Origin of the sequence: Paenibacillus taichungensis (assembly GCF_003287275.1) — a bacterium.
GTDB classification, from domain to species: Bacteria; Bacillota; Bacilli; order Paenibacillales; family Paenibacillaceae; genus Paenibacillus; species Paenibacillus taichungensis_A.
Window position 1 is genome coordinate 11,964 of record NZ_QEVW01000017.1, and the last position, 26,848, is coordinate 38,811.

The window sequence follows — 26,848 nt, forward strand, 5'->3', positions numbered from 1 at the left end:
CATTTGTGCAAAATCTTTTTTTCCAAACCGTAAACTCTATCATTTGTCCGATGTTCGCTTAGGAGGTCTGCGATCTGCTCGCACCACAATGAACCAATATATGATCAAAGGTGTTGGAAATCCGGTGATGCCCCACAATCCCCATAACCAGGGGAAACGGCCACGCCTGCGTGCATCCTGAAAGATCCATGTTCCCTGTATTAGCAAAAGAACGGCAATCAGAATAAGCCATACGAGTGGAATCTCATTTAAAGAATAATGCAGATCATTCATGATGAGTCTCCTTCCGGCGTCGCCCTGACCAGATTATTGCCACGGCAATCGCTGCGCACAAGTTGATCGCCTGGATACCCAAATATAGAGCTGGAGCCGAATGGAACAGCAAGACACCAAAAGCGATAATGAACAGCCCCACAATCCAGAACAAAATCATTTCAATCCGATTGGCTCGTCGTTTCATTTGTTTTCGTTCCTTAACTTGGGCTTCAATGGAGGCTAAGGAAGGAATGTTTACAGGCTCATACGCATCATCGAGCACTTTCATCTGTTGTTGCATTCGCATCAGAATCTCTTGTTCATCCTGTTCCTCAGATCTGCTCATGCTCAACCCAGCTCCTTTCTCAATTGACGAAGACCATAGGCAGTTCGAGACTTCGCCGTTCCGGATGGAATACCTAGCATTTCACCAATTTCATCATAGCCATAACCATAATAATGCTTCAGCAGGACGGCAATACGATGTTCTGGGGTTAACCTTGTCATGGCATCCATGACATCTGTCCATTCTTCATTCCGGCTCTCAAATTGCCACCGCAATTTCCGTACAGCCTGATTACGAATTGCTTCCAGCCAAATCTGTTCTCTTCGTCTGCGCCTAGTCTTGTCGATATATATACGGGTGGCAATTGTAATCATCCATGACGAAAAGGCAGACGAGCCATCGTATCTATGAATATTTTCCATACATCGAATCATCGTATCCTGCACTGTCTCCTCAGCAACGTTGGGGTCCATCGTTACTTTGACAAGATACTTATACACAAAGGCGTAGTGACGTTGCAGCAGTTCTGCCAGTGCACTGTCATCCCCCTGTATCGCTCTCTGTACCTCTTCCAGTTCGGCTGCCTCCATCTGAATCATCACCTGCTCTCCGCTCAGTCTTATGTTATTACGACAGGCTCTGCAAAAACGTTCAATTCAATCCAAAAAAAATCTGAAGCCGACAATTTCCCGGGCAATCAGACTTCATTTCGGTAATCTTGCAGTTTGTCGAACCACGGTTGGTTGCGAGCTCCGCTGCTTAATAAATGACTTCTCCATATATTCTGCTGTTGATCCTTGATTGGATTCATCTCATTGTTCATGTAGTTATGTAGTTGAGGACGTTGGGTAACTGCTTCTATTCTGCCACTTTCCATTGCTCGACGGTTCTCTTCGATGATCAGGTTCTCGGCACGTTGTCCCAACTGAATCACTCGCTTTTTCTCCACTTCTAATTCCTCGCTCTCATTAGCTATTGTTTCATAATTCTTCCGACTCTTATCATCTCAATCTTATTATAATTCGACTTGCTAAATGGACTAGAACGATCTTCTGTAGATACTTGTCAACGATCTGTATGTAGGGCTAAACGGGGTGTAACTTTGATAAAAAAGTGGCTGAAAACAAAAAAAGAACGCAAACCGGGTATAGACCACAGTCTGCGTGCTTCGCAAGTTAGGGTGTTTCTTTGTACTGCTTCAGTTAGATGGTGCTTTAACGTTTGTAACAACTAATTGCTATTCTAATGAAAAAGTTGTCACTTGTCCAGACATTCTTCACATAAATTGTCGGATCATCTTGCAGACACGTATGGATTGTTCTTCTTCTCATAACCGATTGTCGTTTTGGGACCATGACCTGGATACACCTTGACCTCATCCGAGAAGGTGTACAACTTGTTCTGGATTGAATCAATCAGATCCCGTTCACGGCCTCCGGTCAGATCCGTTCTGCCTACACCCATCCGGAACAGAACATCACCTGCAAACAGATCATCACCACATAGTAAACTTACACTGCCTGGTGAGTGTCCTGGTGTATGATACACTTTGAACGTATGGCCAATAAAGTTCAAAGTCTGTCCTTCATCCAAGGCATATTCAGCTGGATCTGTCGATAGCGGCGGGGTAGCCTGCGGCCAGTTCAAAGAACCATTCAATTTTGGCGTCGTGAGCCAATCGCTCTCCAAGTCATGCAAATAAACGGGACAACCTTTCAATTTGCGAACTTCATCCACGCCGCCCATATGATCAAAATGCGCGTGAGTAAGCAGAATCGCTTCGATCTCCAGGTCCTGAATGGCTTTGAGCAATGGGCCCGGATTCATTCCAGGGTCAATGATTACGGCTTTACCTGGATCATCGCCCTGCAACAGATACGCATTGGTCTGGAGCGGACCCAAAGAAAATGTACGAATGTTAAGCATATCGGCTCAGTAACCCGAAATCAGTTCACGCAGCTCACGAATAATAGCTGCATTTGACTCCGTTCCTTCCCCATAACGTTTACCAATCTCTTGACGTGCAACAGCCAAATTATCCTGATAATCTGCTGCTTCACGGTCTGGGTTGAGACGTTTAAATTCAACCATAACTTCCTGCACATGTTGCGGGCGAGGTCCCCATTGACCCAGTACATGTCCGCCCGTATCTGCAAAAATAACGACAGGGACAGAGCGTCCGCCCATCGTAAGGAACTCATCCATCACTTCAGGGTGATTTTCCAAAATAAGAACTTCTGTCGGAATCCCGGAGATTTCCAGCGCCTGGAATACGACCGGAACATTACGTACCACGTCGCCACACCAGTCAGCAGCCAAAATTAACACACGCAAATCATCGCGGTGATTCAAGCTTTCGAAAAATTCACGATCATCCTCGCTTGGCCATGCAAAGCTGTCATAGTTTGCCTGAAACTCACTTTGGTTCTTCGTCATGCTCTCAATGAATTCTTTCGGTGGCAGACCTTTACCGAATTTGTGAGACAAGTTTGGTTTTCCCATAACTAGACACTTCCCTTCTTTTTACGAGCATTCATCCATTTAATAAGTACATAAATAATCATAAGTGCGAGAGCAACGAGCAGAATCGGCATAATATAAGGTGCCGCTTTCTCGTTGATATGTTGCCATTGATCTCCAAGTATCATCCCTAAATATATAAACAATGCAGACCAAGGTATAACAGCGAGGGTTGTCAACAAAATAAATCGACCCGTATGCATTTTGGATATACCGGCAGGAATCGATATGGCATGTCTTACGACCGGAACAAAACGCGCCGTGAAAATGACACCCGTCCCATACTTGCGGAACCACTCTTCGGAATGGTCGATGTGCTTTTTCTGGATCAATATGTATTTTCCGTAGCGTTCAAGTACAGGTCTTCCACCATAACGGCCAATCCAGTAAATAAATAGCTGGGCTATGACACCGCCCACGGTACCAAAAATCATTGCACCGAAAAAATTAATATGGCCTTGTGAAACGAGAAAACCTCCATATGCCAGTACAATTTCACTCGGAATAACTTCAAGCATTAGTCCAAGCATAATTCCAAAGTATCCAAGACTCTGAATCCAATCGAATAATTGATTGACAATGTTATGAATAACGTCCATCTCGACCCTCTTTCTTCATCCTGATTGGCAGTGCCCTTCCGCACCATGGATGTTCGTCCCTATTTTATCACAGGCCTGTAGCTGTTGCTACTTCACCCGTTTGGGGGAGTGTCCCGGAGGCAGTCCTTTGCATATGGTATCGGGAGAGGAGCGTGAGAAGATGTCATTCAAATCAGCACCCGGTACTCCCCCGGTCAAACATAATACCCCAGGCCAGAAACTGCCTTCTGCCCGAGGTATCCGAAGAGCGTGCAGCAAGGAGCTGTATCGAACAGCCAAAAAGCTAAAGGTATATATATATCCCGAGCTGATGAAGCAGGCGGAAGAATTGTATTACGGGAAGGTCATCGCCAATCTGCTCTGGATCGGAGAAAATCGGGATAACCGCAAAAAATTATGCGAGTGGTGGAACGCGGATGTCAGCGCTGAGATCGCAACTCTATGGGGTGTGGAGGTAGAACCGCTGCAAGCTGCCTTTAAGAATGCGTTTGGCGGATATCGTCTGTAGGTTGGGCGTACTGGACAGGTAGACGAACATCCTATGGTGCAGCATATTATTCGATGTTGTATAACCTTGAACTGAGGCGAAAAGCAATACTTTCGTTGGATCCATGCCAGATCGTTCATCACGTTAATTATTAAATCATTGTTTTCATGGTACTCGTCCACTTTAAGCGTTGGATAAAGGTGAGATATTCAGGGACTCTTTCTGGTCACTTCTGAAGCAAGTGGACCAAAAGCAAGGAGGCGTAGATTCCCCCCATAACGCGATGCTTCTTCTCTAAGCTCAAAACGCCGATCATTTCTCTCCTCCCCTGCTGCCACTTCTTCCGCCAGTTGTCTATAACGTTCGTACATCCTTACTCCAGCAGCAGCGGTCTGCCTCCCTCGTTCAGCATACCCTGCCGCCAGTTCCCTCCGTGATGCCTGTTCCATCCAATACAGGGCTTGGGACTGGCTGGACGCGTCAAAGCGATTCAGGGCCAGGCCATGTTCAAAATAGTTCCCGGCCAGCTCTCCTCTACCCGATTGAGCTGCCAACCGCCCCAGCTCTCCGTAGAGTTGGGGTGAAACAGGGGAAAAGGACAAGCTCTGCACCAATATGGATTCAGCCTTTTCCACTTGAAGCGTACGGGACAGGGAGATGGCGATATCCGGTCTGTAGGGGTTGAACTTGTACGCCGCAGTAAGTAGCGCTTTACGCTCAGTATCTCCTGAATCTTTTGACATGGCTAGACGATATTGTTGTTCTGCCGCCACCTGTTGTCCAGTAAGCCAGACTGTGCCGCCAAGCCAAAACATGACGAACAGTCCGGTTAATATCCATTGAGGCCATGGGCTTAACGGACGGAGAAAACGAGGCCGCTTTTTAACAGCCGCGAATTCCTGTAGAGTTGCCGACGAGCGAGCCCAGCCCCCCAGCCAAATGAACATCATCCAAAGAAAGGTGAAGCTCCAGTCAAAGTCCATTGCGCCATGGAGGACAAAAACAATAACCGAGGGCAGCAAATGAGGTGCACGCCTCCACATCGTACGCAAGGTGGACAAGAACCATCCGGCGATGAGCATCAATCCGATCACGCCTGTATCGAGGGCGAGATCAAGGAAACCGTTATGTACTTCGCCTCCAACATAAGGCGAGGATTGGATGGCGCGAAACATGCCGCGCCATGTCTCTCCCCCGTGGCCCAGCCATGCGGCCTCGGTCCAGAGCTTCAGGGCGTCCCGCCACATCTGAAGGCGGGACAGCCCTGTGCCGACACCAGCCGCCATGCGGTCGGCGGTGGAGGCCACGGCCACCGTGGCGGCGGTGATTCCCGCCAGCACGGTGGCCGTAAGGGCAGCAGCGCGCACACGAGCGCCGCTGTGCCACAAACGGCACAGCAGCAGCGTGCCGAGCAGCGCAGCTGCCCATGCCCCGGCCAGGGCCAGCAGGCCGGGCACGGGTGCAGGCGCCAGCTGGGCCGCAGCCAGCTGGCTGTAGAGCCAGGCCGCGCACGCCAGTGGCGCGGCCGTGGCCAGCAGCAGCAGCAGGCGGGCACCGCGCCGCTGCAAAGCGAAGGCGGCGACCGCGGCGCAGCCGGTCGCCAGCCAAGCGCCGCGCGACTCGCTCAGCAGCAGCGCGGCTTGCGCGGGCATGAGCGGCAGCAATGCCGCGATGAGCCGCCCGGCCGACAACGGCCGGGCTATGGCGCGCGCGGCTGCAGCCAGCCGCTCCAATGCGTACATGCCAATGATGGCACCGTACGCATTGGGGTACTGCAGCAATCCGCCGAGCCGGGCTCCGGCGGAGCTGATCTCAGGGTCAGCGGTTCGCATGACCCCATAAGGCAGCGGCAGCACACCGCACGCGGCAAGTACTCCGCTTAGCACCAGCAGGCCGCCTGCCCATTGCCAGCCGCAGGCAAACCATCGCGTTCCGTTCATGCGCGAGGCCAGCATGACGGTTAACAACGCAAAGATCGCCAGAAGGCTCCAGCGCAGCATCTCATCCAAGCTTCCCTGTACGTTGACAGGACCTATCCATACATGCAGACCAAACCAAACTGCCATAGCCAAGGGCCAAAGCATCCAGCGGGTATGAGCATGCTGCATAATGGCCTCGTATAGTCGTTTGAGGTAATTCGACCACTGAGCAATCCCTGACTGCCCTCTCGTCTTCGGTTCATTGAAGCACATAATAAACAAGACAAACCAAATAAGTACACTTCCTGATGCCACGAGTACCATGGGATATACGTCCGTAGCATAAAACAATCCCCTGCATAGACACCCTGCCAAGAGTAACGTCACTGCAATTAAACCAAGAATTGCCGTTAGTGCCGATTCTGAACTCCACTTAGTCTTCTCATCTAATTTCCCTCCCTTCATGCGCTCCTCTCCTTTCTCCCATCCCCATATTCTCCCAAATCAATTCCAAACAAAAAAAGACAGAAGCTCCCGATAGGGTCTTCTGCCTGATTACTTGCCTTTGGCACATTATATATATTTTTACGGGACCCTATTATCAGTATGTCCCGTCAACGGCGATGGCAGACGAACTGTATCGTTTCAAAGGATCAAGCAACTCGATCATGTATCATCCTTTTTGCCATCTGTCGTCAATCATTATGCATCACTCTTCATCGTTCCATAGGCATTCACATTCAACAATGATCACAGTGGCTGGCATCTGGGGTGACACCTTTGATTGATTCCTCATTTGAATTCTCTTGGCTCGCATCTGCCCCAAGGTTCGACGCAGCTTCTTTCAGCTTGCCGTCACCTGGAAGCAAGTCCGAACATGCCCGCTCCAAATAAGGATCTGCGTGAATGAAATCACGGAATGCAGTATATTCATTCCACATGTCAGCAGTCTGTCCAGCCTGGCCTCGTACGGCACGGATCAAAATATTTTTTGGTGTATGCTCCATGTCGATAAATTCGAGTAACTGCGTTTTGTATCCCATCAGATCGAGCAACTTGGCGCGAATAGCATCGGTTGCCAAAGCGGAGAAGCGTTCCTTCAAAATACCGTGTGACAACAACGGATTCATTACGTTGGATTCAATCTGGTCAAACAGCTCGTGCTGACAGCACGGTACAGATAGGATGACAGAAGCGCCCCAACGAACAGCTTTCTCCAAAGCAGCATCAGTTGCTGTATCACAGGCATGCAGCGTTACGACCATATCCACTTCATTCAGCTCGTCGTAGTCAGCGATGTCTCCAACGAGGAACTTCAGGTCACCGTAATGCAATTTGTTTGCCAGATCATTACAATGTTCAATAACATCGGCTTTTAAGTCGAGGCCAATAATTTTGAGCGATCTGCGCTGCTGTACGGATAAATAATGATATAAAGCAAAGGTGAGATAAGACTTTCCGCAACCAAAATCAACAACGGTCAATGGACGGCCCTCGGGCAGATGCGGGATGACATCCTGTACCATTTCGAGGAAACGGTTGATCTGTCTAAACTTGTCGTACTTGCGAGCCAAAACGCGGCCTTCCTCGCTCATAATTCCCAGCTCGACCAGGAATGAAACGGGAACCCCATCTTCCAGCACATATTGCTTTTTGCGATTATGCGAGAGGTCCACCGCAGTCTTGGAAGGCGACTTGGTCAAGATGGACACTTTATATTTTTTGCTGATCAAAATTTGATAATCTGCGTCTGTAGTACAGAGCAGTCCTTGACGAAACGTCTCTTCGCATAGCAAAGTCATGCGCTCTACCGCTTCATCCGGAGTCAAATTCTCGTGCAGCACTTTGTTGGTATAATGAAATGCGAATTGATAATGAAGCTGATTCTTGAGCGTTACCGGCTTGACTTGCACTTTCGTATACGAGACATTGTCCCGTCTGCGCAGCTGGCTCCAGGTCGCTGTAATCAGCGAATTCTGTTCAAAGATGTCTTGTATAAGCTTTCGCAATGAATCCACGGGGGTACATCTCACTTTCGGTTTGGTTTGGTCAACCGTTACCATAACACAATTCCGTTCCCTCTCCAAGTTAACGGGCCTCATCGGTTTAACGGTTCAGCTCGGCAAGCCCCTCTTCCACTTCCTCACGAGGCAAGCCACCTTGTTGCAATTGCTCATCTTCCAGTTGTCTTAACCTTTCATAGAAAGCCTGTACCTCATCCCGATACTGAATGGGATGGCTTTCGTCTACCTGCAGCAGTCTGTACCAGCTATTCTCAGCCTGATCATAACGCCCCTGCTGTTCACGATACAGGGCAAGCTGCTTTTCCGTTCGTGCCGGAAGTTCATATGATTTCGTCTGCTCCAATATTCCCTCCACACGATCTGGAGCATCCAGCAGCCTCGGATTAGCCCCATTATTCAGTGCGTATAAGTAAAAATGAAGTGATCTCATCAGACGAATGAGTGCTTCATCCTCTGACTCCATTTTTTCTTGGTCATCTATGCCCTCTACTTTGGCCTTTTCATTATAAATGTACGCCTCTTCTTCGATCAGCCTGGCGGCTTGTTGCAGATTGTCCACTTCAATGACGCCGCGAAAACGGAACATTTCAATGACATCTTCGGCAGGCAGTGAGTTCAGCAGAGATAAATTCAGTCCAAACTGCCTACGCAGCAGCTCGTCCAGCTCGGACAGAGCCTCCGTGTGTTTTCGCTGTTGTTTAAGTGTAAATACTTTGCCGATCGCTTCTGTCATTTCCTCCATCATGCGGAGCAGATAATCTTTCCTGAACATGCTATGTGCCCCCTCATCGTTCGATCGTGTACATTCCAGTTTCACTTGCATGATCCATTCTCATCATTTTAATTCATGCCATGACAAAAAGCCAAAACATGGTCTATAGCTCGTCCTATGCTCTGGCCCTGAACAAATAAAACCCCTGCCGTTCTTGAGCGAACGTTGCAGGGGTTTAGCAAGGTACCGGCGCTCCGCCAAGGAGGCGAAATCATCCGATAATCTATTCATGCTCCATTATTACTTCGATAATCCCGTCAAAAATTGTTTAATGACCTGAATTAATTCTTCCGGAGCTTCATACATGCTCATATGTCCTGCTCCAGGAATCACGGCTTGTGTAATATGTGGCTTGTCACTTGTGAATGTCCGTTCCGGTGGAATGACAGCATCCTTCTCGCCGGCAACCAGTAGGACCGGAAGCGGTGTAGCTGATAATACATCACGGCGGTCCGGGCGTTCACGCATAGCCAGTGCAGCTCCGGTTGCCCCTTGCGGCGCTGTCTGGTAACCAATTTCCTTCACACGTGTCACTTGCGTCGATAGCGATTCCACATGTTCTGGTGCAAACAAACCGGGAACCAGCCCATCTACAAAGTGAACAATCCCTTCCGTCTGAATGGTGGATACTGCGCGAAGGCGTTTTTCCTTGCCCTCTTCACTATCGGGATACGCTGTGGAATGAATCAAGCCGAAGGCATTCAATCGTTCTGGGTGGCGCTGTGCGATAGAAAGTGCGATATATCCGCCCATGGAGTGTCCAAGCAGGACAGCCTTCTCCACCTTTAGCTCGTCCATTAATTGCAATACGTCATTGCCCATCTGATCAATGGTATAACTACCTACAGGCGCGTCCGTTTTGCCATGTCCACGCAGATCGGGTACGATGCAACGATAGCTGCGTGCAAGCTCAGGCACTACTTCATCCCAGTAGGATGAACTGCCGCAGTATCCGTGGAGCAAAATGAGTGCTTCTCCCTTACCCTGTTCGGCATAACAAATCGTCGTTCCGTCACACATCACTTTTTCCATATAAATCCCTCTCTCTGCGCGAATTAAATTAATTCAAGTTGTATATTATTAAGCCTGCATATCATTAATGAAACGTTTATCTGTATTTCACTGCTTCGGCGACCGCCTCTGCAATCGTTCGGGACATGCCCATAACGAAATGAAGCGAGGTCATCTGTAGAATGGAATAAGGTCTCGGTCCATTAGCATTCACTACAGCAGCCACGCTGTAGTGACCAACCGGTGGCAGCTTGCCGCCAACCGATTTTGCCGGAATAAGTGGATGTTCCGCAAGATAGTATGTACCAGTTGCCTGTTTTGGACCCAGACAAGCATCTATGGCAATGATGGCGTGATGTGACGGGACAAGCGCCAGCCTCTTCTCCAGCGTATCAGCATCACAAGGAGAAGCCAGCGTCCCTACAACGTGATTCACTCCAGCCTCCTGCAGCAGACTGCCTGTCAATGGGCCCAGTGCATCTCCGGTGGATCGGTCCGTCCCGATACAGACAAAGGTGATTTCATCCGGTGAATGAAGCTTATAGATGTGCTTGAAAAATAATACCAGGTCTTCTCCCTGCACATTTTGGCGGGCTTCCCTACTTTGATGACGAACTAATTCCCGCTTATATGTTGCCAATCTAATTACCTCCTTTCCACTTGTGCTCCCTACCTGAGGCTCTATTGTTATATTCCTCATTTTACCCGATGCTCGAATTCGCCGCAAAAGCATTGGCCTGGGCCTGTCCAATCATGATACAATGACAACAGTTTCCGATACGGAAGGGATGGACATAACGATGGATTTAACGCAAGCAAGCGCAGCCAACATGGAATATATGATTGAAGCGATCAAAACGAAGCTGCGGATGGCCAGTGGAGCTGCCATGCAGGCTTCGGCTTTCCCACTCGACAAGTATGAAGATTTGTTTGACCTGTATGAGATGGTCCTGAGTAAGGAACATCTGAGTATCTCTGAAGTGGAAGCTGTGGCTTCCGAACTGGGTAATCTCCGCAAATCCTAGGGCGATATTGCCCATGGAAAAGAGGACCTGTTCTCCACATCAAAGTGGAGACAGGTCCTCTTACGTTTGTTTTTTCGTCAAGGCAAATCCACCAATACAAATTCAGCAGTCTCGCTGCCTGTACCTGTAATTTGCAGATCACAGCTTTTACGGATTCGTGCAGCATCACCCGGCTTGAGATTGAAGCTGCCATCTGAACATACAATCTCGATATGGCCACTAATCAGGAAGAGATGTGTACGCCTATCTTCATGTTGAGGGTACATTAATTTTTGACCGGATTCCAGATGGGATAGATAGCAAGTTACATCCTGTGAAATAGGCAATGCTCCCTCTGCTCCTTCTCCCCCTTGCCCCGATACAATCGGACAAAGACGGTTCAGATGCTCCTGAGCCTCTACACGACGATTAGTATACGAGGGCTTCAACATGCGCTGGGATGGTAGAAACCACATCTGTAGGAAGCGTACAGGTTCATCCTCGGACGGGTTAGTCTCTGAATGCTCTACCCCGGTACCTGCACTCATGACCTGAACCGTTCCCGGTTCCAACAATTGCTCCGTTCCCATGCTGTCCGTATGTTTCAACGTACCTGATATTACATAACTAACAATCTCCAGGTCATGATGTGGATGTCGCTTAAAGCCTTCCTGCGGCATCAGTGTGTTGTCATTATGAGCCAAAAGACAACCAAAATGGGCATTGCTTGGATCATCATAGTCCGCAAAGGAAAAGCTGAATTCACTGTGTATCCAACCTCGATCCGACGTGTGCCTTTCTTCCGATGTCACTACTTTAATCATGTTCATCCACCTCCAAAGGGTTTAGAGCTGCTGCACGATCACAGCAGTTCTTGCGTGTATATTTAGAATTCTATAGATCAATACCAGTTGGTATGTCATCTTTACCCGTGGTCCGGGAATTCTAATCACGCCCCTTACATGTGGTTATACGCTTTCTTCAGGTGAGTGAAGCTTGAATTCGCTCTCTGCCCGCCCTACGACTTTACCAGCGTCGTTCCGAATGTCAGGAGGATATACTTCTGCCAGTCGTTCAATGGTTTTTCGATTGCTATATCCGATCTGCTCCAGAATGGATTGGGCAATATAGGCCCATTCTTCTTCCGAACCATCAAGCACTTTGAACGTAATTCCGAGGCGTTCCTTTTTCAGGGCAAAACCAAACACACCCTTGAAGCCACCTTTGGCTACAATGTTGCTGTCTTCAAGCAGCACGGAATCCACACGCTGCGTTCCTCCTACCATTAACGGATATTCGTTCATGGCTCCGGTAATGGTCTCTACCGCCGAACGTGTAGATGGGTCCTCGATCAAATCCGGGCAAGCCAGCTTCAGATAGGCGTTTGACAATGCCGATAATGGCAACGAAAATACCGGAAAGCCGCAGCCATCCGTCCCAAGTTCAATCTCTTTCTGTTCAATTCCTGCCATATAGGCCATGGTCTCAAGAATTTCACGCTGCACCGGATGCTCTGGTTCTGCATAACTTCCCAAATCGGCCTGTTTCATCTGAGTGTATGCGAGAATACCCAGATGTTTACCGGAGCAGTTGTGGAGAATACGACGCTTCTCTCCTTGAGCACGCAGCCATTGATTCCGGCTTTCTTCATTTAGGGGAAAACTCGGTGCGCAAATCAAGCACTCTTCCCCCAATCCTATTTTGCTTTCTATCTGCTCCAGCACCTGAATATGCATCGGCTCCGAACGATGCGAGGAAGACATAATGGCAATCTCCTGAGCTGTCAGACCATAATGCCCGGCAATACCGGCACGAATTCCCGGAATAGCCTGAAAAGGTTTGGCGGACGAACGGGTAAACGCTCTAAAATGAGGATCGCCGGCAGAATATACAACATTGCCGTTCTCATCCGTAATGCTTATGTGTCCGTAATGGGCGCATTCCATAACGCCCGCACGGTATTCTTTAATTAACAGGGCACTCTCCATGCGAGTTCTCTCCTTTATACTCCCGAATTCATCTCTGCTTTGCGTCACGACGCCGCATGGGATATCTTAAATAGTATAGTACAAAAGCGACGTTTTTACAGTTTTTTCGACAGACATTTCGGGTAATCCTTTATCAATCTTTATCTACCTACTACCCTTACTGAAGGAGATACTCATTTATGCTGCGCAAAACGCATTTACCCACCTCCGGGTCATCTCGTAAAACTTCGGTACGTCCGCTGCTCAACTGGGCAGGTGTTGGAATTATAGCCAGCGTATCGGTCGTCTTCTTACTGGCGACCCTCGGAGAGTTACTGGGTAACGAAGTTATCCTTTCATTGGATGATCGTATCCAACAGTTGTTTTATCTAAACTCGGATTCACGTCTTTATCTGCTGCCTTTCATTTCATTCATTACTGCGCTCGGTTCTTTCAGACTTTCTGCCATCGCAGCTATCGGTTTTTCAATTCTTTTCTTGTGGCAGCGTCGTCCACGTTTCCTCATATATGGTTATGCGTTACTCAGCAGTTTTGCCATGATGTGGATCCTCAACACCTTATTGAAGGAAATATTCAGGCGCAGTAGACCTGATCTGGAACATCTGCTCGTTGTTCACGGATATAGTTTTCCAAGTGGTCATGCGATGATCTCGATGGGGTTTTATGGCATGCTCTTTGTCATCTGGGCGATTGAACGACATCAACGTATGTCTGGAGTTGCACTGCCTGTCCTTTGCGGAATCACATTTATATTCCTGGTCGGCCTCAGCCGTATCATGCTGGGTGTACATTTTCCAACCGACGTTTTCACCGGATTTGCTGCCGGACTGGCTTGGATCTTCTGTATGATTAAAGGGATTCGACGTTCCGTCTGAATTGCACTATCCTATAATTTCCAGTATGGATCTCTTTACATTGATTGTTTCACCTGGAAGCACGGCGTTTATATACGAAGTAAGCAAACGCGAACAGACACCATCCTACATTAAGCATAAGGAGGCGGTTGTTATGTGGGGTATCATTATCAGCATTGTGATGGCAGTCATTATCGGTGTAATCGGTGATGCACTTGCCGGTCATAACATGCCTGGAGGAATCATCGGTGCAATGGTTGCCGGATTTGCCGGAGCCTGGCTGGGAGCACTCTTGCTTGGTAACTGGGGACCGGTCATCGGTAACTTTGCCGTAATTCCTGCCATCATTGGAACAGCAGTCTTTGTCTTTTTGCTGGGGCTTGTGTCCAGACTGTTCAGACAGGCTGCCTGATCGGTCCAACAAGGTGTTCGTTGTTTCGTATCCGTTTCTTAAATTTGAAGAAGGAGTGATTTGACATGAATAAAGCAGAAGAACAATATCCTGTACAAAGCGGTTCCACTTTGGCAAAAGGAATTTTCATCGGAGGTTTGCTGGGAGCAGCTGCAGCACTACTTTTTGCCCCTAAACCAGGACGCGAATTGCGTGGTGATCTTTCCGAGAAGGTGGGCATCGTTACAGATCGCACAAAAGAAGTTGCAGCAGTTGTTGGTGATAAAGCTTCCGAACTGGCTAAAACGGTCTCTTCCAAAACTTCTGATATTGCAAAAACGGTAAACCAAGGACGCAATGACGTTATGGACTCCGTGAGAAAGGCTTCCGCTGACGTGGCCAATGAGGCTTCTAAAGCTTCAGAAGAAGTGGCTGCTGCTTCCGTAGAAGCCAAGGAAGATGCACGTAAAGAAATAAACTCGACCAGCCTGTAAGGCTTATTGATCGAGTGACCAATAGCCAGCTGTATTCCAGCTGGCTATTTTTTATCCACGGTGAGATTAAAGGAGGAAGAACATGAGTAAAATCACAATGAACGGCAATACGCCCATTACCGGGTCAAAACCCGCACAACAGTATGATACCAGCGAACACCCTTTTGAATTGCGTCATGAAGTCAAACGTCTGAACACACGGCTGGATCAGATTGCAGACAGTCTGGAAAAATCTCAAATCAAGGATATTATCGAAAACTATAGCAGTCCCAAAAAACGTATCATTACCAACTTCACCGCTGGTATGGCACGTGGTCTGGGTCTGACGGTAGGAACCTTTGTCGTTCTTGGTCTGCTCGCTTTTATTCTCAGTCAATTCGTAAACATGCCAATTGTGGGACAATATATTGCTGACTTACTGGGATACATTGAAGATTACAAAAAATAAAAAGCACAGGGTGAGGTTTGCAAAGTCAGCGCCTTCGTTTGCCATTGTCACGCTTCTCTGTTTCTTTGGCCGACGGCTGAGAGGACTTCACTTTGAGCAGATCCCCTGTCCAACCTTTCATCATCATCCATACATACATGCCGATCATGCTAATGATTATGAGTGCAAGGACGAGTACAACACCCCATGTTTTGTTGATCCAAGGCAAATTTTCGAAGTTCATTCCCCAGATGGCTCCTGCAGCCGTTGCGGGTGTGAATACAGAGGTTACAAGGGTCAGCGTCTTCATAATCTCATTGCCCCGCACTCCTGAAATGGCATTATCAATGGAGATCAGTGTATCAATCTCTGTCTCATAATGTTTGAACAAACGCTCCATCCGTTCGATCCGGTGCTGAAGCTGCTGGAAAAAGCGATTCTCTTTCATTTCATCCAGATAGGCTTCCCTGGCGGCAGCCATCAACTCGGAATACGGAATGAACAGGTTGCTCCAATACAACAGCTCAAATCTGGCCGCAAGTATCTGATCCATCAACGTGCGAGCATTGCGGGATTCCATCGTCCGCTCCAATTCCCTCAGATTCATCTCAAAATGATCCATACCTACATGGTAATAATGCAATATTGCGCGAAAGAGCACAAACATGCCGTCCCTTGCTTCACTGCATTGTTGTAACATGGCTGCACGTTCGCCTGTATTCATAATACCTCTGGTATTGTCGTCTACATTCAGGGTAACCAGTCTTTCTTGATCTACATAGAAAAACATCTGATTATCTTTACGTTGATCGTTTCTTTCATTTTTGACCGCATATAATAATGACCCGAATATCACGGGCGCCGTTCCGTTTATGAAGCGGACGGACAGGTAGTTGGACTCTACCTCTGGTATTTTGTGAAGCCAGTACTGCATTTCCGGAAATGCGCTCGTTAGTTCCTCCAAGGCATCAGCCATACTCTCCTGATCAGGTGCCACCCAATCCCACCATTCCCAATGGTCCGAGTATGTAAGTTTTTCCCGACGCGCTTCCAGCTTGACTTTATCCACAATCACAAACATCCACTCCTGCATTCATACTGTTCATTATAAAATCATTGATCCAAAAAAGGACACGTATGCATTCCATTGGAATCACGTGTCCTTCTCTATGCCGTGCTCAATATCGTCACCGATCTACATCTCATAATAATGAGGCATTCGACATAATCTGTTTTAATTTCTCAGTGGCTCGCTTCTGGATACGGGATACACTCATTTGGGAGACTCCCAATTTTTGAGCAATTGCCCGTTGCGACTGACCATCCTGAAATGCCAAAATAAGCACTTTTTGTTCCTGTTCCTTCAATTGTCCCAATGCCTGCTGCAAGTCCATCCGCTTCTCAACCGAATCGAAGTCATTCACATCAGAACTGATCAGTTCGCCTAAAGTGGCTGCACTCTCATCCTGTGATAGTGGAGAATCCAGTGACACATAGTGATAACATTCCCGACCAGCCAAGACTTCGATGGTTTCTTCAGGGGTTAAGTCCAGATATTCAGCAATCTCGTTCACACCTGGTGAACGCTCCAGCTTCACTGTTAATTCATCGATAGCATGCTGGACAAGTGCTCCCTTTTCCTTAATTCTACGGGGCACCTGAATGTACCAGGACTTGTCCCTTAAATAATTCTTCATATGACCGATCATGCTCTTCATGGCATAAGGTTCAAACGGAATACCCAGATTGATATCGTATTGCTTAAGCAAACGAATTAGGGCCATCTGCCCGGTCTGATACAAATCCTCATACAGATCGGGTCGATTCCGAGCAATTTTACCCGCTGCCATCTTCACCATCGGTTCATATTTGCGGATAAGAACTGTTGCAATTTCGTTATCCTGGGTTTGCTGGTATTCCCAGATCAAACCTATTGCTTCAGACATGGACTCTGGGGGAGTCACTTTTTCATTCATACTTTCTCCTCACTTCTTGCAAGACGTTTTACGAGTACTACTTTCGTACCTTTGCCCGTCTCACTTTCCACACTGACATCGTCCATCAGAGCTTGCATCAGGTAGAAACCAAGTCCACCGATTTGGGCATCTGTCAGCTCTTTGTCGTGAAGGCCTGCACGGGATACCGCGGGATTAATGTTCTCGAAGCTGGCTCCTTCATCTTTGACGGTAATAGCCAGCGTGTCATTATCCACTTCGAACACAACCTCGACCATGCCGCCTTCGTGTGAGTAAGCATACAGTACAGAGTTATTACAGGCTTCGGATACAGCAACCTTCATATCCTCAATGTCCTCATAAGAAAATCCCATTTTGGACGCAACACCATAAAGATTGAGTCTTACAATATCAACGTAATCAGCTGTCGCCGGTAAATTAAGGGTGACTCTTTGAACTTCTGCATTCATTCCTTTTTCGATCCTTTCCTATTGGGAATTCTTCTGTGAGACAAAGAATTTGGCAATACCCGTCATATCAAAAAGTTTCTGAATTTGCGCAGGAACTTCCTGTACTTCAAAGCGAGCTTCCATTCCATGCCGTGCTTTCAGAACAGATAACAGGATACCAATCCCTGTACTATCGATGTACTTCAAGTCTTGCATGTTAATGATCAAATCTTGTTCCTTGTTGTCCACAAGCGGCTCCATTACCAAACGGAATTCAGGAGCAACTGACAAATCCAGTTCGCCAGTCAGATACACCGTGCACACGCCGTCATGTGTTTCTGTTCTTGCATTGAATTTTTCATTCTTATTTGTATTCATTAGACATCTCTCTCCTGATCAATGGTTTCTTTACCTAATAACCCATCTACAGCACATATGAAACAGTAATCGAATTAGCAAATATTTCAATTGGCCTGATTTATGGCTGATGCGTTGGTTTTGAACCCTTGCCTTTCTTCCTGAAATCGGGACAACTTCTGTTTCACATTGCCGATTTTCACAGGTTTACTGATGTAATCGTCCATACCGACAGTGGAACATCGCTGCTGAATACCATCCATGACATTAGCGGTCATTGCTACAATAACCGGCTGCTGGTCTTGAGGAAGGCTCTCACGAATTCTGCGAGTACACTCCAATCCATCCATCACGGGCATTTGCAAATCCATAAATATATAATCATAGTTACGGTTCGCCAAAACCATCTCCAGCGCCGTCTTGCCATCTTCGGCGATATCTGCGACGAGTCCAAGCTTGCCCAGCATAATAGACATTAGTTTCTGATTAATAGGGTGATCATCAACGATTAATACGCTTGGATGCATTTCATAATTTTTTTTAATGTCCGTAAGCTGATCTTCCCCCATACCTGTCGTCAGCTCAGTCTCAACATACCGCTGCGCCTGAATGGTAAATACAAACGTAGCACCACGCATCTCCGACGTATCCAGATATATCTTGCCACCCATCATTTCAACGAGCGTTTTGCATATAGCAAGCCCCAGTCCGGTTCCACCATACTTACGCGTCATGGATGTATCCAGTTGGGAAAACGGCTGGAATAGACGATCTACTTTGTCTGGCGCTATACCTATTCCTGTATCTTTTACAGCAAACTCCAGCGTCATTCGTCCGTCTTTTTCCTCATTAACGGATACGATTAGATACACGCCACCGTGGTCCGTGAACTTGATGGCATTGGCAATCAGATTCAATAAAACCTGGCGCAGCCTTGCCATATCTCCATAGATCAGTTCGGGTACCGAATCTTCCAGGAAATATTCCAGCTCAATATTCTTTTTGCCAGCTTCAACCGCGAAGAGTCTCAGTACTTCACGAATGCAGGAAACAAGTTCGAACGGATGCTCTTCCAGCTCCATTTTGCCGGATTCCATCTTGGTGAAATCAAGGATATCGTTAATCACGGTAACGAGTGCATCGGCACTGCGACGTACAATGTCCGCGTATTCCTTCTGATCTTCTTTCAGATCCGTTTCCATCAACAGATCAACCATACCGATAACGCCATTCATCGGCGTACGAATCTCATGACTCATCATGGCAAGAAACTCGGTCTTCGCGTTTGCAGCAATTTCCGCTTCCTCTTTGGCCTGAACGAGCTGCTGGTTCATTTTCTCCAATTCCTGTGTCTTCTGATGCAGCAGCATCGTCTGTGTTTTCAAACGTTTATTCGTGATAAACATTTCTACAAAGCCCTCGATTTTGGATTTCAAAATCTGAGGGATAAACGGCTTGACCATATAATCAATGGCCCCTGCGGAATAACCTGCAAATAAGTGCTCTGCTTCTCTGCTATTTGCAGAGATGAAGATGATCGGCACGTCTTTGGACTTGTCACGCGCCTTGATTAGTTTTGCTGTCTCAATTCCGTCCATGCCAGGCATCTGCACATCCAGTACAATGACCGCAAATTCGTCTTTCAGCAAACAGCGAAGTGCCTCTTCCCCGGAGGTTGCCTTGACGAGCTTGTACTGTTCCGATTCCAGAACCGCTTCGAGAGCGAGCAGGTTCTCGGGGCGGTCATCTACCAATAATATGTGGATTGGTTCATTGAGCCCCATGACTAAGCCTAACCCCCTATTTAATCTTCCGGTATATTTTTTCCGTCCGGTCTAACGGCTCGTAGGCATCGCTGTATTCCGTAAAATGTATCGATTCTTTGGACCCCAGAACAAGGATGCCGAAGTGGCTCAAGCTTTCATGGAAAAGTCCATGTACATGGTTCCGCAGTTCATCATTGAAATAAATCATGACATTGCGGCAAAAGATCACATTAAACTCGTTAAATGACCGGTCTGTTGCCAAGTTATGTTCGGCAAAAATAATATTTTTCCGTAGATAAGGATGAAATATAACGGAATTATATTTCGCGGTGTAATATTCCGAAAATGCGCGGGTGCCCCCGGCTTCCAGATAATTAGTAGTATATAATTTCATTTTCTCAATGCCATATACGCCTTCCTTGGCCTGCTGCAATGAGCGATCATTCATATCTGTTGCATATATTCTTGCCTTGTCATAAAGTCCTTCCTCATGCAACATGATCGCCATGGAATAGACTTCTTCTCCTGTAGAACAGCCAGCATGCCATATCCGGATATATGGATAAGTTCTCAGTACAGGTATAATCTGTTCCCGGAAGAACCGAAACAAGGTTGGATCACGAAACATTTCCGTTACAGGGATGGACAAATTCTGTACAAAACGATCAAATACAGAACGGTCATGAAGCACCTTCTCCTGTAAACCGGAAATGGTCTTTAGCCCCTCGGCATGTACATAATGCCAGATTCTGCGTCTTAAAGATGGTAACGCGTAGTTCCTGAAATCATATCCATATAAACGGTGCATACCTTCCAACAGCAATTCGATCTCGATCAGTTCACGCTCTTCATCTTGCGGCATGCGGATCGATTCTGCCTCCGCCTCGGTAGGTTCCCACGGTGTCATATATTCTCTCCACTTCTTCATTTGTTACTTGCATATAGATGTATTGTCTTTCATTACCCAAACTATCGGGTTACGAATACAGCCATACCCGCATTAAGGATAATAATTGATCCGTTTGGATCGGTTTTTTTACATAATCAGATGCTCCAGCCTCTATGCATTTGCCACGATCATCTTTCATTGCTTTTGCAGTCAAGGCGATAATTGGCAATTTCTCGAATTTCGGAATCTGTCTGATCCGTGTCATCGCCTCATAACCGTCCATTTCCGGCATCATCATGTCCATTAATACCAGATCGATTTCCGGGTTTTTATCCAATATCTCCAGAGCTTCACGGCCGTTCTCTGCAAAGGTGACATCCATGCGATAGCCTTCAAGTACACTTGAAAGGGCAAATACATTACGGATGTCGTCATCCACAAGCAGTATTTTCTTACCTTCAAACAAGGTTTCTTTATTATGCAGCTTCTGCAAAATTCGGCGCTTGTCTTCCGGCAGATTAGCTTCTACCCTATGCAAGAACAAGGTCGTCTCATCGAGCAGACGTTCAGGTGACTTCACGTCCTTGATTATAATCGACTCCGCGTATTTGCGAAGTTTCATCTCTTCTTTGCTGTCCAGCTCTTTACCTGTGTAAATAATGATCGGCAGATCATTGAGATACTGATCATCCCGAATCTGGTCAAGCAATTCAAATCCGGTCATATCTGTCAGCATCAAGTCCAGAACCATGCAGTCATAGCGTTGGCTGTGTAATTCATTCAAGGCCTCACTGCCAGTGGACACTGCTGTGATAGCGACATCATCATGGCCAATCAGTTCAATAATTGCTTTCCGCTGTATTTCATCATCTTCCACAATCAATAGACGTTTCAATTGATTTTCCGTATAGGATTCGATATGCGAGAAAGCTTTATCCAGCGAATCTTTACTGGAAGGTTTTTTCAGATATGCAATGGCTCCCATCATCAAACCTTGTTTCATATCATCAATTACCGAAATAACATGTACCGGGATATGACGTGTCGCCGAGCTGCTTTTCAGTTCACCCAGTATTGCCCAGCCATCCATGACAGGCAACTGAATATCGAGGATGATCGCATCCGGCAAATATTGACGGGCCATTTCGAGTCCTTTGTCTCCCTGAAGCGCCACAATAGCCTTAAATCCTCTGCCTCTCGCCATATCCATCAAAATGTGCGCAAAATTCACATCGTCCTCAATGATGAGGAGAATCTTGTCACCTTCCACTAGGTTCTCCTGATCATCCTCCAATTGTACAGGCACGGGTGAGTCGGATTGAGGCAGTTCCAAGAACGAACTGCTTTCCGGGTCAGGCGTAAGAACAGTCTGTCTGCCTGAACGCATCGTCCGTGAATCTCTTCCGGACTTTTCAACCTCAGAAGAAGCAGCGGCTTCTCTTGCCGCATCGTCCACCTGAACTTCCGCTTCGTGGTTATCCGGCAGGAACAAGGTGAAGCAACTGCCCACACCTTCGGAAGACTCCACCTGAATGGCACCGCCAAGCAGGCGGGCAAGTTCGCGGCTTATGGACAATCCCAAGCCCGTTCCGCCATATTTGCGGCTGGTTGTACCGTCCACCTGCTGGAATGCTTCAAAGATCAGATCCGTTTTGTCCGATGGAATTCCAATCCCGGTATCCTTAACGGTAAAGCCTACATATTCCTGGTTCGTATTCAGGTACCCAGGAAGCTCTTCTGTTTTCATTTTCCGTCCAATCAGACTTACAGATCCCCGGTTGGTAAACTTGAACGCGTTCGACAACAGATTTCGCAAAATCTGTTTGACGCGGTGGCTGTCGGTATATACCCATTCCGGCAAATTGCTGTCGAACTCAATGTTCAGGTTAAGTTCTTTTTTATTCGCCATTGGGCCAAAGTTCTGTTGAACAAAGCTGGTCAGTTCTTCCATCCGCACCGTTTCATAATTGATATCCATTTTGCCCGCATCCACCTTGGACAGATCCAAAATTTCATCAATCATTTTCAGCAAATCCGCACCTGACATATAGATCGTCTGGGCATATTCCTGCTGTTTAACACTCAGGTTTCCATCCTTGTTCTCCGATAACAATTGGGACAGAATCAAAAGACTGTTAAGTGGTGTGCGCAATTCATGCGACATATTTGCCAAAAATTCCGACTTGTACTTGCTCGTCATCGACAATTGCATGGCTTGCTGTTCCAACTGTGTTTTGGTTTTCTCAATCTCGTCATTTTTCTCTTCCACTTCTCGCACCTGTTCTTCCAATGCACGAGTCTTCGCAATTAGCTCGGTATTGAAGTGCTCCAACTCTTCCTGTTGACGCTGCAACAGCTCTTCAGAACGTTTGAGGGCTCCCGTCTGTTCTTCCAAATTCTCATTGGAACGGCGTAACTCCTCTTGTTGCGTCTGAAGCTCTTCAGATTGCACCTGCAATTCCTCAGTAAGCGCCTGGGATTCACGAAGCAGTTCCTCCACTCGCAAACGACGACGAACGTTATTGAGAATAACGCCCAAATTCATAATCAGCTGCGAGAACAACTGTGTATGCAAATTGGTAAACCCTTCAAACGATGCCAGTTCGACAACGCCAATCAGTTCATCTTCAAATACGACAGGATAGATCATCACACCAGAAGCACGCGATGATCCGGTTGCTGAACCGATGTTCACATAATCTTCTGGGGTTTTTTCGAGAATAATAGGCGTCATATCCAATGCGGCTTGTCCGATTAATCCCTCGCCGATCCGGTATACCTCTTTGCCAACATCTTCATTCTCTTCAAACGCATAAGCACCATAACGTCTCAATTCATCCGGATGTTTCTCTTCATCGATCAGGTATACGACACCAAGTTGAGCTCCAAGTACAGGTGTGAATTCACTGATAAACATCTGCGAGATCTGACGAATCGACCCTATACCCCGCAACAACTCTGGAACTCTGGCAATGTTGGAACTCATCCAGTTCTGATCTTGCTGTGCTTGTAAATAAGCTTTCTCGACTTCCAGTTTCTCTTCCAAATCACTGGAGACATCCTTGAACACACTGGCAATCTGACCAATCTCATCGGTAGATTTCACCTGTATGCGGCGAATGGTTCGATAACGGCCTTTGCCAAAGCTGGTGATCATCATGGATACGGTATTCAACCCACGTGTAATACTTGGCAGTACCCACATAATGACACCCAACGCGAGTAGCAATCCGGCAATCATGATGGCTACTGTAATCTGTACCGCGCGCATATAGGCTGCGTTCGCATCTTTAATCTCGGTATCTATCTCCTGGTCCTGGTAACGGGATAGGGCATTCAGGCTGTCTACAGCTTCCTTCTGCACTGCTAAACCGGTTGAATTCCGGTAGTTATTGGCATCCTCTGCCCGACTCTGAGACATAAAACTGACCTGTTTTGCGGCATAATCATTGTAGGCTTCCCAAGCCGTATTCACACGATCTACCAGTTGATGCTCTGGTGCGCTGTCCGCCCGATTTCGCACTTCTTCAAGGTAACGTTCGCCCTTTTCCTGCATTTCCTTCAGATCACCATCTGCGGCACTAATCGAATTATTGGGATTCAGCAACAAGTTAGCGAGCACTTTGGCTATATCATTGACCTCTCCACGTGCAGCAGAAGTATATCTGACTTTGAGGTATCGTTCCTGATACATCTGATCGATCTGTTGATTGCTGCTATTCAGCCGTTCGTAACTCACAAACGTAAGTACAATCATGATGGCCATCAGAGCGGTAAAGCCAATCAGCAGTTTATTTCTGATCTTCATTCAGCTTCGACCCCTTTATTTAAGGTAATCCACACCAAACATTTATCATCATCCCGCTCCTGTGGAATTTCATCATCAAAGAACAAAGCCTGCATGGCCGCTTCATCCCATTGGTGGGAACCCGCCAGTTTTTCCTTCAGAAACGCCTGCTGCGTTTCCTGATCGCCCTGAACGGCTTCTGTTAGCCCATCCGTATAAAGTGCAATGTGCCCATCGCCTTCGTAGTGAATGGTCTGTGGTTCAATATCCATCTTGTCGAACAAGCCTACAGGACAGCAGACGCTGTCAAACGTTGTCACACTTCCGTCGTGACGGAAAAAGAGTGCTGGCGGATGGCCTGCATTAACATAATCAATCCGCTTCATTCGTGTATCTACGACCAAATATATCGCTGTAAAATAGTACTGCACCAGCTGTTTCTCCAAATGCAACTGATTAAAGCGTCGATTCAGCTCCTGAATAACCTTCTCCGGGTCTACATACGTTGTAACCGTATCTTTCAATACGGAAGCAATGAACATGGTAAATAGGGATGAAGATATCCCATGCCCCATCATATCCAGCAGCAGGACTCCATATCTGCCTTCACCAAGCGGGTACCATGAATACAAATCACCCGCAAGTTCAAACGAAGGTTTATATATGGCATTGACGTGAAACAACGGATCTTCAATAGCCGGACTTAACACAGCATTCTGTACCATCGCCGCAAGTTTCAGCTCATCCTGAATCCGCTGATCACGCTCTTTATGCCAGTCCTTCTCCTGCTTCAGACGAAGCGCAAGACGGATTCTAGCCATCAGTTCGACTTTGTTAATGGGTTTGGTCACATAATCGGATGCCCCTGCATCCAGCGCCTCGGCCAATTTCTTGGAATCTCCGATCGCGGTTACCATAATAATAGGTATATCCTTGAGATTTTCGAATTTTTGCACAATACTGCATGCTTCGATTCCATCCATCTCCGGCATCATCATATCTAGCAAAATCAGGTCAATATCCGACGGCTTGGGACGAAGTTCATTGTTTTCCTCACCAATCCCTAGGACTTCAAACATCTCCATAGCAGAACTTGCCGTTACAATGTCACGATAATTTTCTTTTTTCAGAATTTCTCGAATGATAATGACATTCGTCGGATTGTCGTCAACAATAAGTATTCTCATTTCTATCTCCTTATCTGTGGCGTCCGGGTTTGTCGATTCTTATCAGGTCGGATAACAACCTTAATTATACAAATTTCGCATACAACACAGCGGTAGACATAATAATTCCTAGTATAACTATAATCGTATTATCACAAAACTTCTATCAGTAAATGGCACCATCGCAGGAGAATTCCCCCGCTTTGTTACCCTGTTTTTGCTGCGTTCTGATCCCGCTTCCAAACTTGCAAAAACATAGATAAGGAATGGGGATATCCCCATTCCTTATCTATGTTTTTGGTTAAGCATTCTGCGTCATTACCTGAAAGCTCTTCGAATGATGCAAAATACTTAATTCTGAAGCTCGTCCATTCTCAGAAGGCTCCAGCTTACGTGTTTGTATCGGCTAAGCTATTCTTTCTTTTTGGCAATCACAAGTACTTTGCCTTTATCGAGTTCACTCTCGTAAAAATCTGCCTCAGCTTCGGTGAAGCCCATCGAAACAATTTTGGCCCGTAGTTCATCACCGCGGGAGCGGAACAGATTCGCCAAGGAATCAAATACGCCTTCTTCCTTGATGCCAATCTCTTTGGCATCTGCCGTATCGGCAATTCGATCTGTACGATCCTTTTCATGGGCTAGAACGAAGATATGATCAGCAAGGTACCCGGTAATCTGCAACTCTTTCACCGCTTCTACCGCTTGGACTCCGTTTTCTACCACTTTTGCATAAGCTTGCGCATTGGTTGAATTCATCGTTTCCACTCTCCTCTGATTGATCTTCTTTATCGAGCTACTTAGTATATAACCATACGATATCGGGTTGAAACGTTTCTGGATTAACCAATCCTAGGAAACCGATTCATCAAAGAGGTCTATTCCTTCAATATGATTGGAGCCTGGCTTCATATATACCTTCAGCGCCTGACTTCCTCTAAGAAATACTTCTCCATCCTCTGCTACATAATACGGCTTGCCCAAAACATCTCGAATGGCCTCAATATTCATATCAATCCATTCCTGATTAAGCTTCAGACGTTTCTCGGAAGCATCAATATGCACATAATTGACCAATCCTGTATCTTCGCAGAACCCAACCGTTACGTCTTTGAATTGGTACTCAGGGCAACCTAGATATGGATCATGTTCTTTATGAACCGGTTGGCCTTTATTGGCTAAAATATCATCGACGCTGTCATCCAGAGAAATGTCATTCAGAGTCCGAAATTGCTGGACAGGTCCGGATCGATCAGCAGCCAGAATGATCTCTGGTGTCTCCTCTTCCACTACCGTCCATTGCATATCATGAGCAGCGGGTACCGCTGCCGGTTGAACGGAAAAGGGAGAAATTACGCTAAACATAACAAGCAGTAGTTTCATCATGATTCTCACCCTTTCATTAGGTTCATCACCGCTCTGAAGACGTCTATTGATTACAAAACGGTCAT

Annotated in this window: 30 protein-coding genes; 6 read left to right on the forward strand and 24 right to left on the reverse strand. The window is 46.9% G+C overall.

Annotated features, from left to right (window positions below; all coding sequences use genetic code 11):
- Positions 1 to 39: 39 nt before the first annotated feature.
- The 7 genes from DC345_RS24095 to uptA all read right to left on the reverse strand — a co-directional run bounded on the left by DC345_RS24095 (position 40) and on the right by uptA (position 3,660).
- On the reverse strand, positions 40 to 273 hold the full coding sequence (locus DC345_RS24095) for a hypothetical protein (RefSeq protein ID WP_113055367.1): 234 nt from the start codon (positions 271 to 273) through the stop codon (positions 40 to 42).
- Entirely contained in the window at positions 266 to 601 is a 336-nt protein-coding gene (locus DC345_RS24100; protein WP_113055368.1) for a YxlC family protein, read from the reverse strand. The genes DC345_RS24095 and DC345_RS24100 overlap by 8 nt, the downstream gene beginning before the upstream one ends.
- Before the next feature lie 2 nt (positions 602 to 603).
- The gene (gene sigY, locus DC345_RS24105; RefSeq protein ID WP_113055490.1) at positions 604 to 1,131 is read right to left on the reverse strand and encodes an RNA polymerase sigma factor SigY; all 528 of its coding nucleotides are present in this window, start codon (positions 1,129 to 1,131) and stop codon (positions 604 to 606) included.
- 107 nt (positions 1,132 to 1,238) lie between these two features.
- The gene (locus DC345_RS24110; protein ID WP_146752156.1) at positions 1,239 to 1,490 is read right to left on the reverse strand and encodes a hypothetical protein; all 252 of its coding nucleotides are present in this window, start codon (positions 1,488 to 1,490) and stop codon (positions 1,239 to 1,241) included.
- A 344-nt stretch (positions 1,491 to 1,834) separates the two neighbouring features.
- A complete protein-coding gene (locus DC345_RS24115) occupies positions 1,835 to 2,467 on the reverse strand; it encodes an MBL fold metallo-hydrolase (RefSeq protein WP_113055370.1) in 633 nt (210 codons plus the stop codon).
- 6 nt (positions 2,468 to 2,473) lie between these two features.
- Positions 2,474 to 3,043, reverse strand: coding sequence for a thioredoxin family protein (locus DC345_RS24120; protein WP_113055371.1), 570 nt, complete (start codon positions 3,041 to 3,043; stop codon positions 2,474 to 2,476).
- A gap of 2 nt (positions 3,044 to 3,045) precedes the next feature.
- Positions 3,046 to 3,660: an undecaprenyl phosphate transporter UptA gene (gene uptA / locus DC345_RS24125; protein WP_113055372.1), complete on the reverse strand. Its 615-nt coding sequence runs from the start codon at positions 3,658 to 3,660 to the stop codon at positions 3,046 to 3,048.
- A 160-nt stretch (positions 3,661 to 3,820) separates the two neighbouring features.
- On the opposite strand from uptA, the gene DC345_RS24130 reads away from it, so the two are divergent.
- The gene (locus tag DC345_RS24130; RefSeq protein ID WP_113055491.1) at positions 3,821 to 4,168 is read left to right on the forward strand and encodes a dehydrogenase; all 348 of its coding nucleotides are present in this window, start codon (positions 3,821 to 3,823) and stop codon (positions 4,166 to 4,168) included.
- A 188-nt stretch (positions 4,169 to 4,356) separates the two neighbouring features.
- On the opposite strand, the gene DC345_RS24135 is transcribed toward DC345_RS24130, so the two are convergent.
- The 5 genes from DC345_RS24135 to yyaC all read right to left on the reverse strand — a co-directional run bounded on the left by DC345_RS24135 (position 4,357) and on the right by yyaC (position 10,513).
- Positions 4,357 to 6,531, reverse strand: a complete 2,175-nt coding sequence (locus DC345_RS24135; protein WP_113055373.1) for an O-antigen ligase family protein — start codon at positions 6,529 to 6,531, stop codon at positions 4,357 to 4,359.
- Positions 6,532 to 6,806: 275 nt separating this feature from the next.
- Positions 6,807 to 8,084, reverse strand: coding sequence for a class I SAM-dependent methyltransferase (locus tag DC345_RS24140; protein WP_258530783.1), 1,278 nt, complete (start codon positions 8,082 to 8,084; stop codon positions 6,807 to 6,809).
- Between the two features lie 88 nt (positions 8,085 to 8,172).
- Positions 8,173 to 8,862 carry a DUF6483 family protein gene (locus tag DC345_RS24145; RefSeq protein ID WP_113055374.1) on the reverse strand — a complete coding sequence of 230 codons (690 nt, stop codon included), beginning with the start codon at positions 8,860 to 8,862 and terminating at the stop codon, positions 8,173 to 8,175.
- Between the two features lie 240 nt (positions 8,863 to 9,102).
- On the reverse strand, positions 9,103 to 9,894 hold the full coding sequence (locus tag DC345_RS24150; protein ID WP_113055375.1) for an alpha/beta fold hydrolase: 792 nt from the start codon (positions 9,892 to 9,894) through the stop codon (positions 9,103 to 9,105).
- Positions 9,895 to 9,970: 76 nt separating this feature from the next.
- Positions 9,971 to 10,513 (reverse strand): spore protease YyaC, encoded by a 543-nt coding sequence (yyaC, locus tag DC345_RS24155; protein WP_258530784.1) that lies wholly within the window; start codon positions 10,511 to 10,513, stop codon positions 9,971 to 9,973.
- Between the two features lie 160 nt (positions 10,514 to 10,673).
- Between yyaC and DC345_RS24160 the strand changes: the two genes are divergently transcribed.
- Complete coding sequence (locus DC345_RS24160; RefSeq protein ID WP_113055376.1) at positions 10,674 to 10,898, forward strand: DUF1128 domain-containing protein; 225 nt, start codon at positions 10,674 to 10,676, stop codon at positions 10,896 to 10,898.
- Positions 10,899 to 10,975: 77 nt separating this feature from the next.
- Here DC345_RS24160 and DC345_RS24165 read toward each other — a convergent pair whose 3' ends face one another.
- Both DC345_RS24165 and DC345_RS24170 read right to left on the reverse strand, forming a co-directional pair.
- Entirely contained in the window at positions 10,976 to 11,701 is a 726-nt protein-coding gene (locus tag DC345_RS24165) for a pirin family protein (protein ID WP_113055377.1), read from the reverse strand.
- Between the two features lie 144 nt (positions 11,702 to 11,845).
- Positions 11,846 to 12,865, reverse strand: a complete 1,020-nt coding sequence (locus DC345_RS24170; RefSeq protein WP_113055378.1) for an asparaginase — start codon at positions 12,863 to 12,865, stop codon at positions 11,846 to 11,848.
- 179 nt (positions 12,866 to 13,044) lie between these two features.
- Here DC345_RS24170 and DC345_RS24175 point away from each other — a divergent pair, with 179 nt between their 5' ends.
- The 4 genes from DC345_RS24175 to DC345_RS24190 all read left to right on the forward strand — a co-directional run bounded on the left by DC345_RS24175 (position 13,045) and on the right by DC345_RS24190 (position 15,052).
- A complete protein-coding gene (locus DC345_RS24175; protein ID WP_113055379.1) occupies positions 13,045 to 13,740 on the forward strand; it encodes a phosphatase PAP2 family protein in 696 nt (231 codons plus the stop codon).
- Between the two features lie 133 nt (positions 13,741 to 13,873).
- Entirely contained in the window at positions 13,874 to 14,131 is a 258-nt protein-coding gene (locus tag DC345_RS24180) for a GlsB/YeaQ/YmgE family stress response membrane protein (protein WP_063566604.1), read from the forward strand.
- A 65-nt stretch (positions 14,132 to 14,196) separates the two neighbouring features.
- On the forward strand, positions 14,197 to 14,604 hold the full coding sequence (locus tag DC345_RS24185; RefSeq protein WP_113055380.1) for a YtxH domain-containing protein: 408 nt from the start codon (positions 14,197 to 14,199) through the stop codon (positions 14,602 to 14,604).
- A gap of 82 nt (positions 14,605 to 14,686) precedes the next feature.
- A complete protein-coding gene (locus tag DC345_RS24190; protein WP_113055381.1) occupies positions 14,687 to 15,052 on the forward strand; it encodes a DUF5665 domain-containing protein in 366 nt (121 codons plus the stop codon).
- Between the two features lie 25 nt (positions 15,053 to 15,077).
- Here DC345_RS24190 and DC345_RS24195 read toward each other — a convergent pair whose 3' ends face one another.
- From DC345_RS24195 to DC345_RS24240, 10 genes are all read right to left on the reverse strand, one after another.
- Entirely contained in the window at positions 15,078 to 16,106 is a 1,029-nt protein-coding gene (locus tag DC345_RS24195) for a magnesium transporter CorA family protein (protein WP_258530785.1), read from the reverse strand.
- 127 nt (positions 16,107 to 16,233) lie between these two features.
- On the reverse strand, positions 16,234 to 17,007 hold the full coding sequence (locus DC345_RS24200; protein ID WP_024631358.1) for a sigma-70 family RNA polymerase sigma factor: 774 nt from the start codon (positions 17,005 to 17,007) through the stop codon (positions 16,234 to 16,236).
- Positions 17,004 to 17,456, reverse strand: a complete 453-nt coding sequence (gene rsbW / locus DC345_RS24205; RefSeq protein ID WP_063566601.1) for an anti-sigma B factor RsbW — start codon at positions 17,454 to 17,456, stop codon at positions 17,004 to 17,006. The genes DC345_RS24200 and rsbW overlap by 4 nt, the downstream gene beginning before the upstream one ends.
- A gap of 18 nt (positions 17,457 to 17,474) precedes the next feature.
- Complete coding sequence (locus DC345_RS24210; RefSeq protein WP_053778980.1) at positions 17,475 to 17,813, reverse strand: STAS domain-containing protein; 339 nt, start codon at positions 17,811 to 17,813, stop codon at positions 17,475 to 17,477.
- 86 nt (positions 17,814 to 17,899) lie between these two features.
- Complete coding sequence (locus DC345_RS24215; protein ID WP_113055382.1) at positions 17,900 to 19,576, reverse strand: response regulator; 1,677 nt, start codon at positions 19,574 to 19,576, stop codon at positions 17,900 to 17,902.
- 16 nt (positions 19,577 to 19,592) lie between these two features.
- Positions 19,593 to 20,465: a CheR family methyltransferase gene (locus tag DC345_RS24220; RefSeq protein WP_181586718.1), complete on the reverse strand. Its 873-nt coding sequence runs from the start codon at positions 20,463 to 20,465 to the stop codon at positions 19,593 to 19,595.
- A gap of 70 nt (positions 20,466 to 20,535) precedes the next feature.
- Positions 20,536 to 24,255, reverse strand: coding sequence for a response regulator (locus DC345_RS24225; protein ID WP_113055383.1), 3,720 nt, complete (start codon positions 24,253 to 24,255; stop codon positions 20,536 to 20,538).
- Complete coding sequence (locus tag DC345_RS24230) at positions 24,252 to 25,421, reverse strand: PP2C family protein-serine/threonine phosphatase (RefSeq protein WP_113055384.1); 1,170 nt, start codon at positions 25,419 to 25,421, stop codon at positions 24,252 to 24,254. Before DC345_RS24230 ends, DC345_RS24225 begins: the two co-directional genes overlap by 4 nt.
- Positions 25,422 to 25,811: 390 nt before the next feature.
- The gene (locus DC345_RS24235) at positions 25,812 to 26,156 is read right to left on the reverse strand and encodes a YflT domain-containing protein (protein WP_064640589.1); all 345 of its coding nucleotides are present in this window, start codon (positions 26,154 to 26,156) and stop codon (positions 25,812 to 25,814) included.
- Between the two features lie 93 nt (positions 26,157 to 26,249).
- On the reverse strand, positions 26,250 to 26,783 hold the full coding sequence (locus DC345_RS24240; RefSeq protein WP_113055385.1) for a hypothetical protein: 534 nt from the start codon (positions 26,781 to 26,783) through the stop codon (positions 26,250 to 26,252).
- Between the last annotated feature and the right edge of the window lie 65 nt (positions 26,784 to 26,848).

Bases quoted from the DNA above. Each gene is read 5' to 3' on its own strand.
- DC345_RS24095 (WP_113055367.1), bottom strand. From the start codon at position 273: ATGAATGATCTGCATTATTCTTTAAATGAGATTCCACTCGTATGGCTT.
- DC345_RS24100 (WP_113055368.1), bottom strand. From the start codon at position 601: ATGAGCAGATCTGAGGAACAGGATGAACAAGAGATTCTGATGCGAATG.
- sigY (WP_113055490.1), bottom strand. From the start codon at position 1,131: ATGGAGGCAGCCGAACTGGAAGAGGTACAGAGAGCGATACAGGGGGAT.
- DC345_RS24115 (WP_113055370.1), bottom strand. From the start codon at position 2,467: ATGCTTAACATTCGTACATTTTCTTTGGGTCCGCTCCAGACCAATGCG.
- DC345_RS24120 (WP_113055371.1), bottom strand. From the start codon at position 3,043: ATGGGAAAACCAAACTTGTCTCACAAATTCGGTAAAGGTCTGCCACCG.
- uptA (WP_113055372.1), bottom strand. From the start codon at position 3,660: ATGGACGTTATTCATAACATTGTCAATCAATTATTCGATTGGATTCAG.
- DC345_RS24130 (WP_113055491.1), top strand. From the start codon at position 3,821: ATGTCATTCAAATCAGCACCCGGTACTCCCCCGGTCAAACATAATACC.
- DC345_RS24135 (WP_113055373.1), bottom strand. From the start codon at position 6,531: ATGAAGGGAGGGAAATTAGATGAGAAGACTAAGTGGAGTTCAGAATCG.
- DC345_RS24145 (WP_113055374.1), bottom strand. From the start codon at position 8,862: ATGTTCAGGAAAGATTATCTGCTCCGCATGATGGAGGAAATGACAGAA.
- DC345_RS24150 (WP_113055375.1), bottom strand. From the start codon at position 9,894: ATGGAAAAAGTGATGTGTGACGGAACGACGATTTGTTATGCCGAACAG.
- DC345_RS24160 (WP_113055376.1), top strand. From the start codon at position 10,674: ATGGATTTAACGCAAGCAAGCGCAGCCAACATGGAATATATGATTGAA.
- DC345_RS24165 (WP_113055377.1), bottom strand. From the start codon at position 11,701: ATGATTAAAGTAGTGACATCGGAAGAAAGGCACACGTCGGATCGAGGT.
- DC345_RS24170 (WP_113055378.1), bottom strand. From the start codon at position 12,865: ATGGAGAGTGCCCTGTTAATTAAAGAATACCGTGCGGGCGTTATGGAA.
- DC345_RS24175 (WP_113055379.1), top strand. From the start codon at position 13,045: ATGCTGCGCAAAACGCATTTACCCACCTCCGGGTCATCTCGTAAAACT.
- DC345_RS24180 (WP_063566604.1), top strand. From the start codon at position 13,874: ATGTGGGGTATCATTATCAGCATTGTGATGGCAGTCATTATCGGTGTA.
- DC345_RS24185 (WP_113055380.1), top strand. From the start codon at position 14,197: ATGAATAAAGCAGAAGAACAATATCCTGTACAAAGCGGTTCCACTTTG.
- DC345_RS24190 (WP_113055381.1), top strand. From the start codon at position 14,687: ATGAGTAAAATCACAATGAACGGCAATACGCCCATTACCGGGTCAAAA.
- DC345_RS24200 (WP_024631358.1), bottom strand. From the start codon at position 17,007: ATGAATGAAAAAGTGACTCCCCCAGAGTCCATGTCTGAAGCAATAGGT.
- rsbW (WP_063566601.1), bottom strand. From the start codon at position 17,456: ATGAATGCAGAAGTTCAAAGAGTCACCCTTAATTTACCGGCGACAGCT.
- DC345_RS24210 (WP_053778980.1), bottom strand. From the start codon at position 17,813: ATGAATACAAATAAGAATGAAAAATTCAATGCAAGAACAGAAACACAT.
- DC345_RS24215 (WP_113055382.1), bottom strand. From the start codon at position 19,576: ATGGGGCTCAATGAACCAATCCACATATTATTGGTAGATGACCGCCCC.
- DC345_RS24220 (WP_181586718.1), bottom strand. From the start codon at position 20,465: ATGACACCGTGGGAACCTACCGAGGCGGAGGCAGAATCGATCCGCATG.
- DC345_RS24225 (WP_113055383.1), bottom strand. From the start codon at position 24,255: ATGAAGATCAGAAATAAACTGCTGATTGGCTTTACCGCTCTGATGGCC.
- DC345_RS24230 (WP_113055384.1), bottom strand. From the start codon at position 25,421: ATGAGAATACTTATTGTTGACGACAATCCGACGAATGTCATTATCATT.
- DC345_RS24235 (WP_064640589.1), bottom strand. From the start codon at position 26,156: ATGAATTCAACCAATGCGCAAGCTTATGCAAAAGTGGTAGAAAACGGA.
- DC345_RS24240 (WP_113055385.1), bottom strand. From the start codon at position 26,783: ATGATGAAACTACTGCTTGTTATGTTTAGCGTAATTTCTCCCTTTTCC.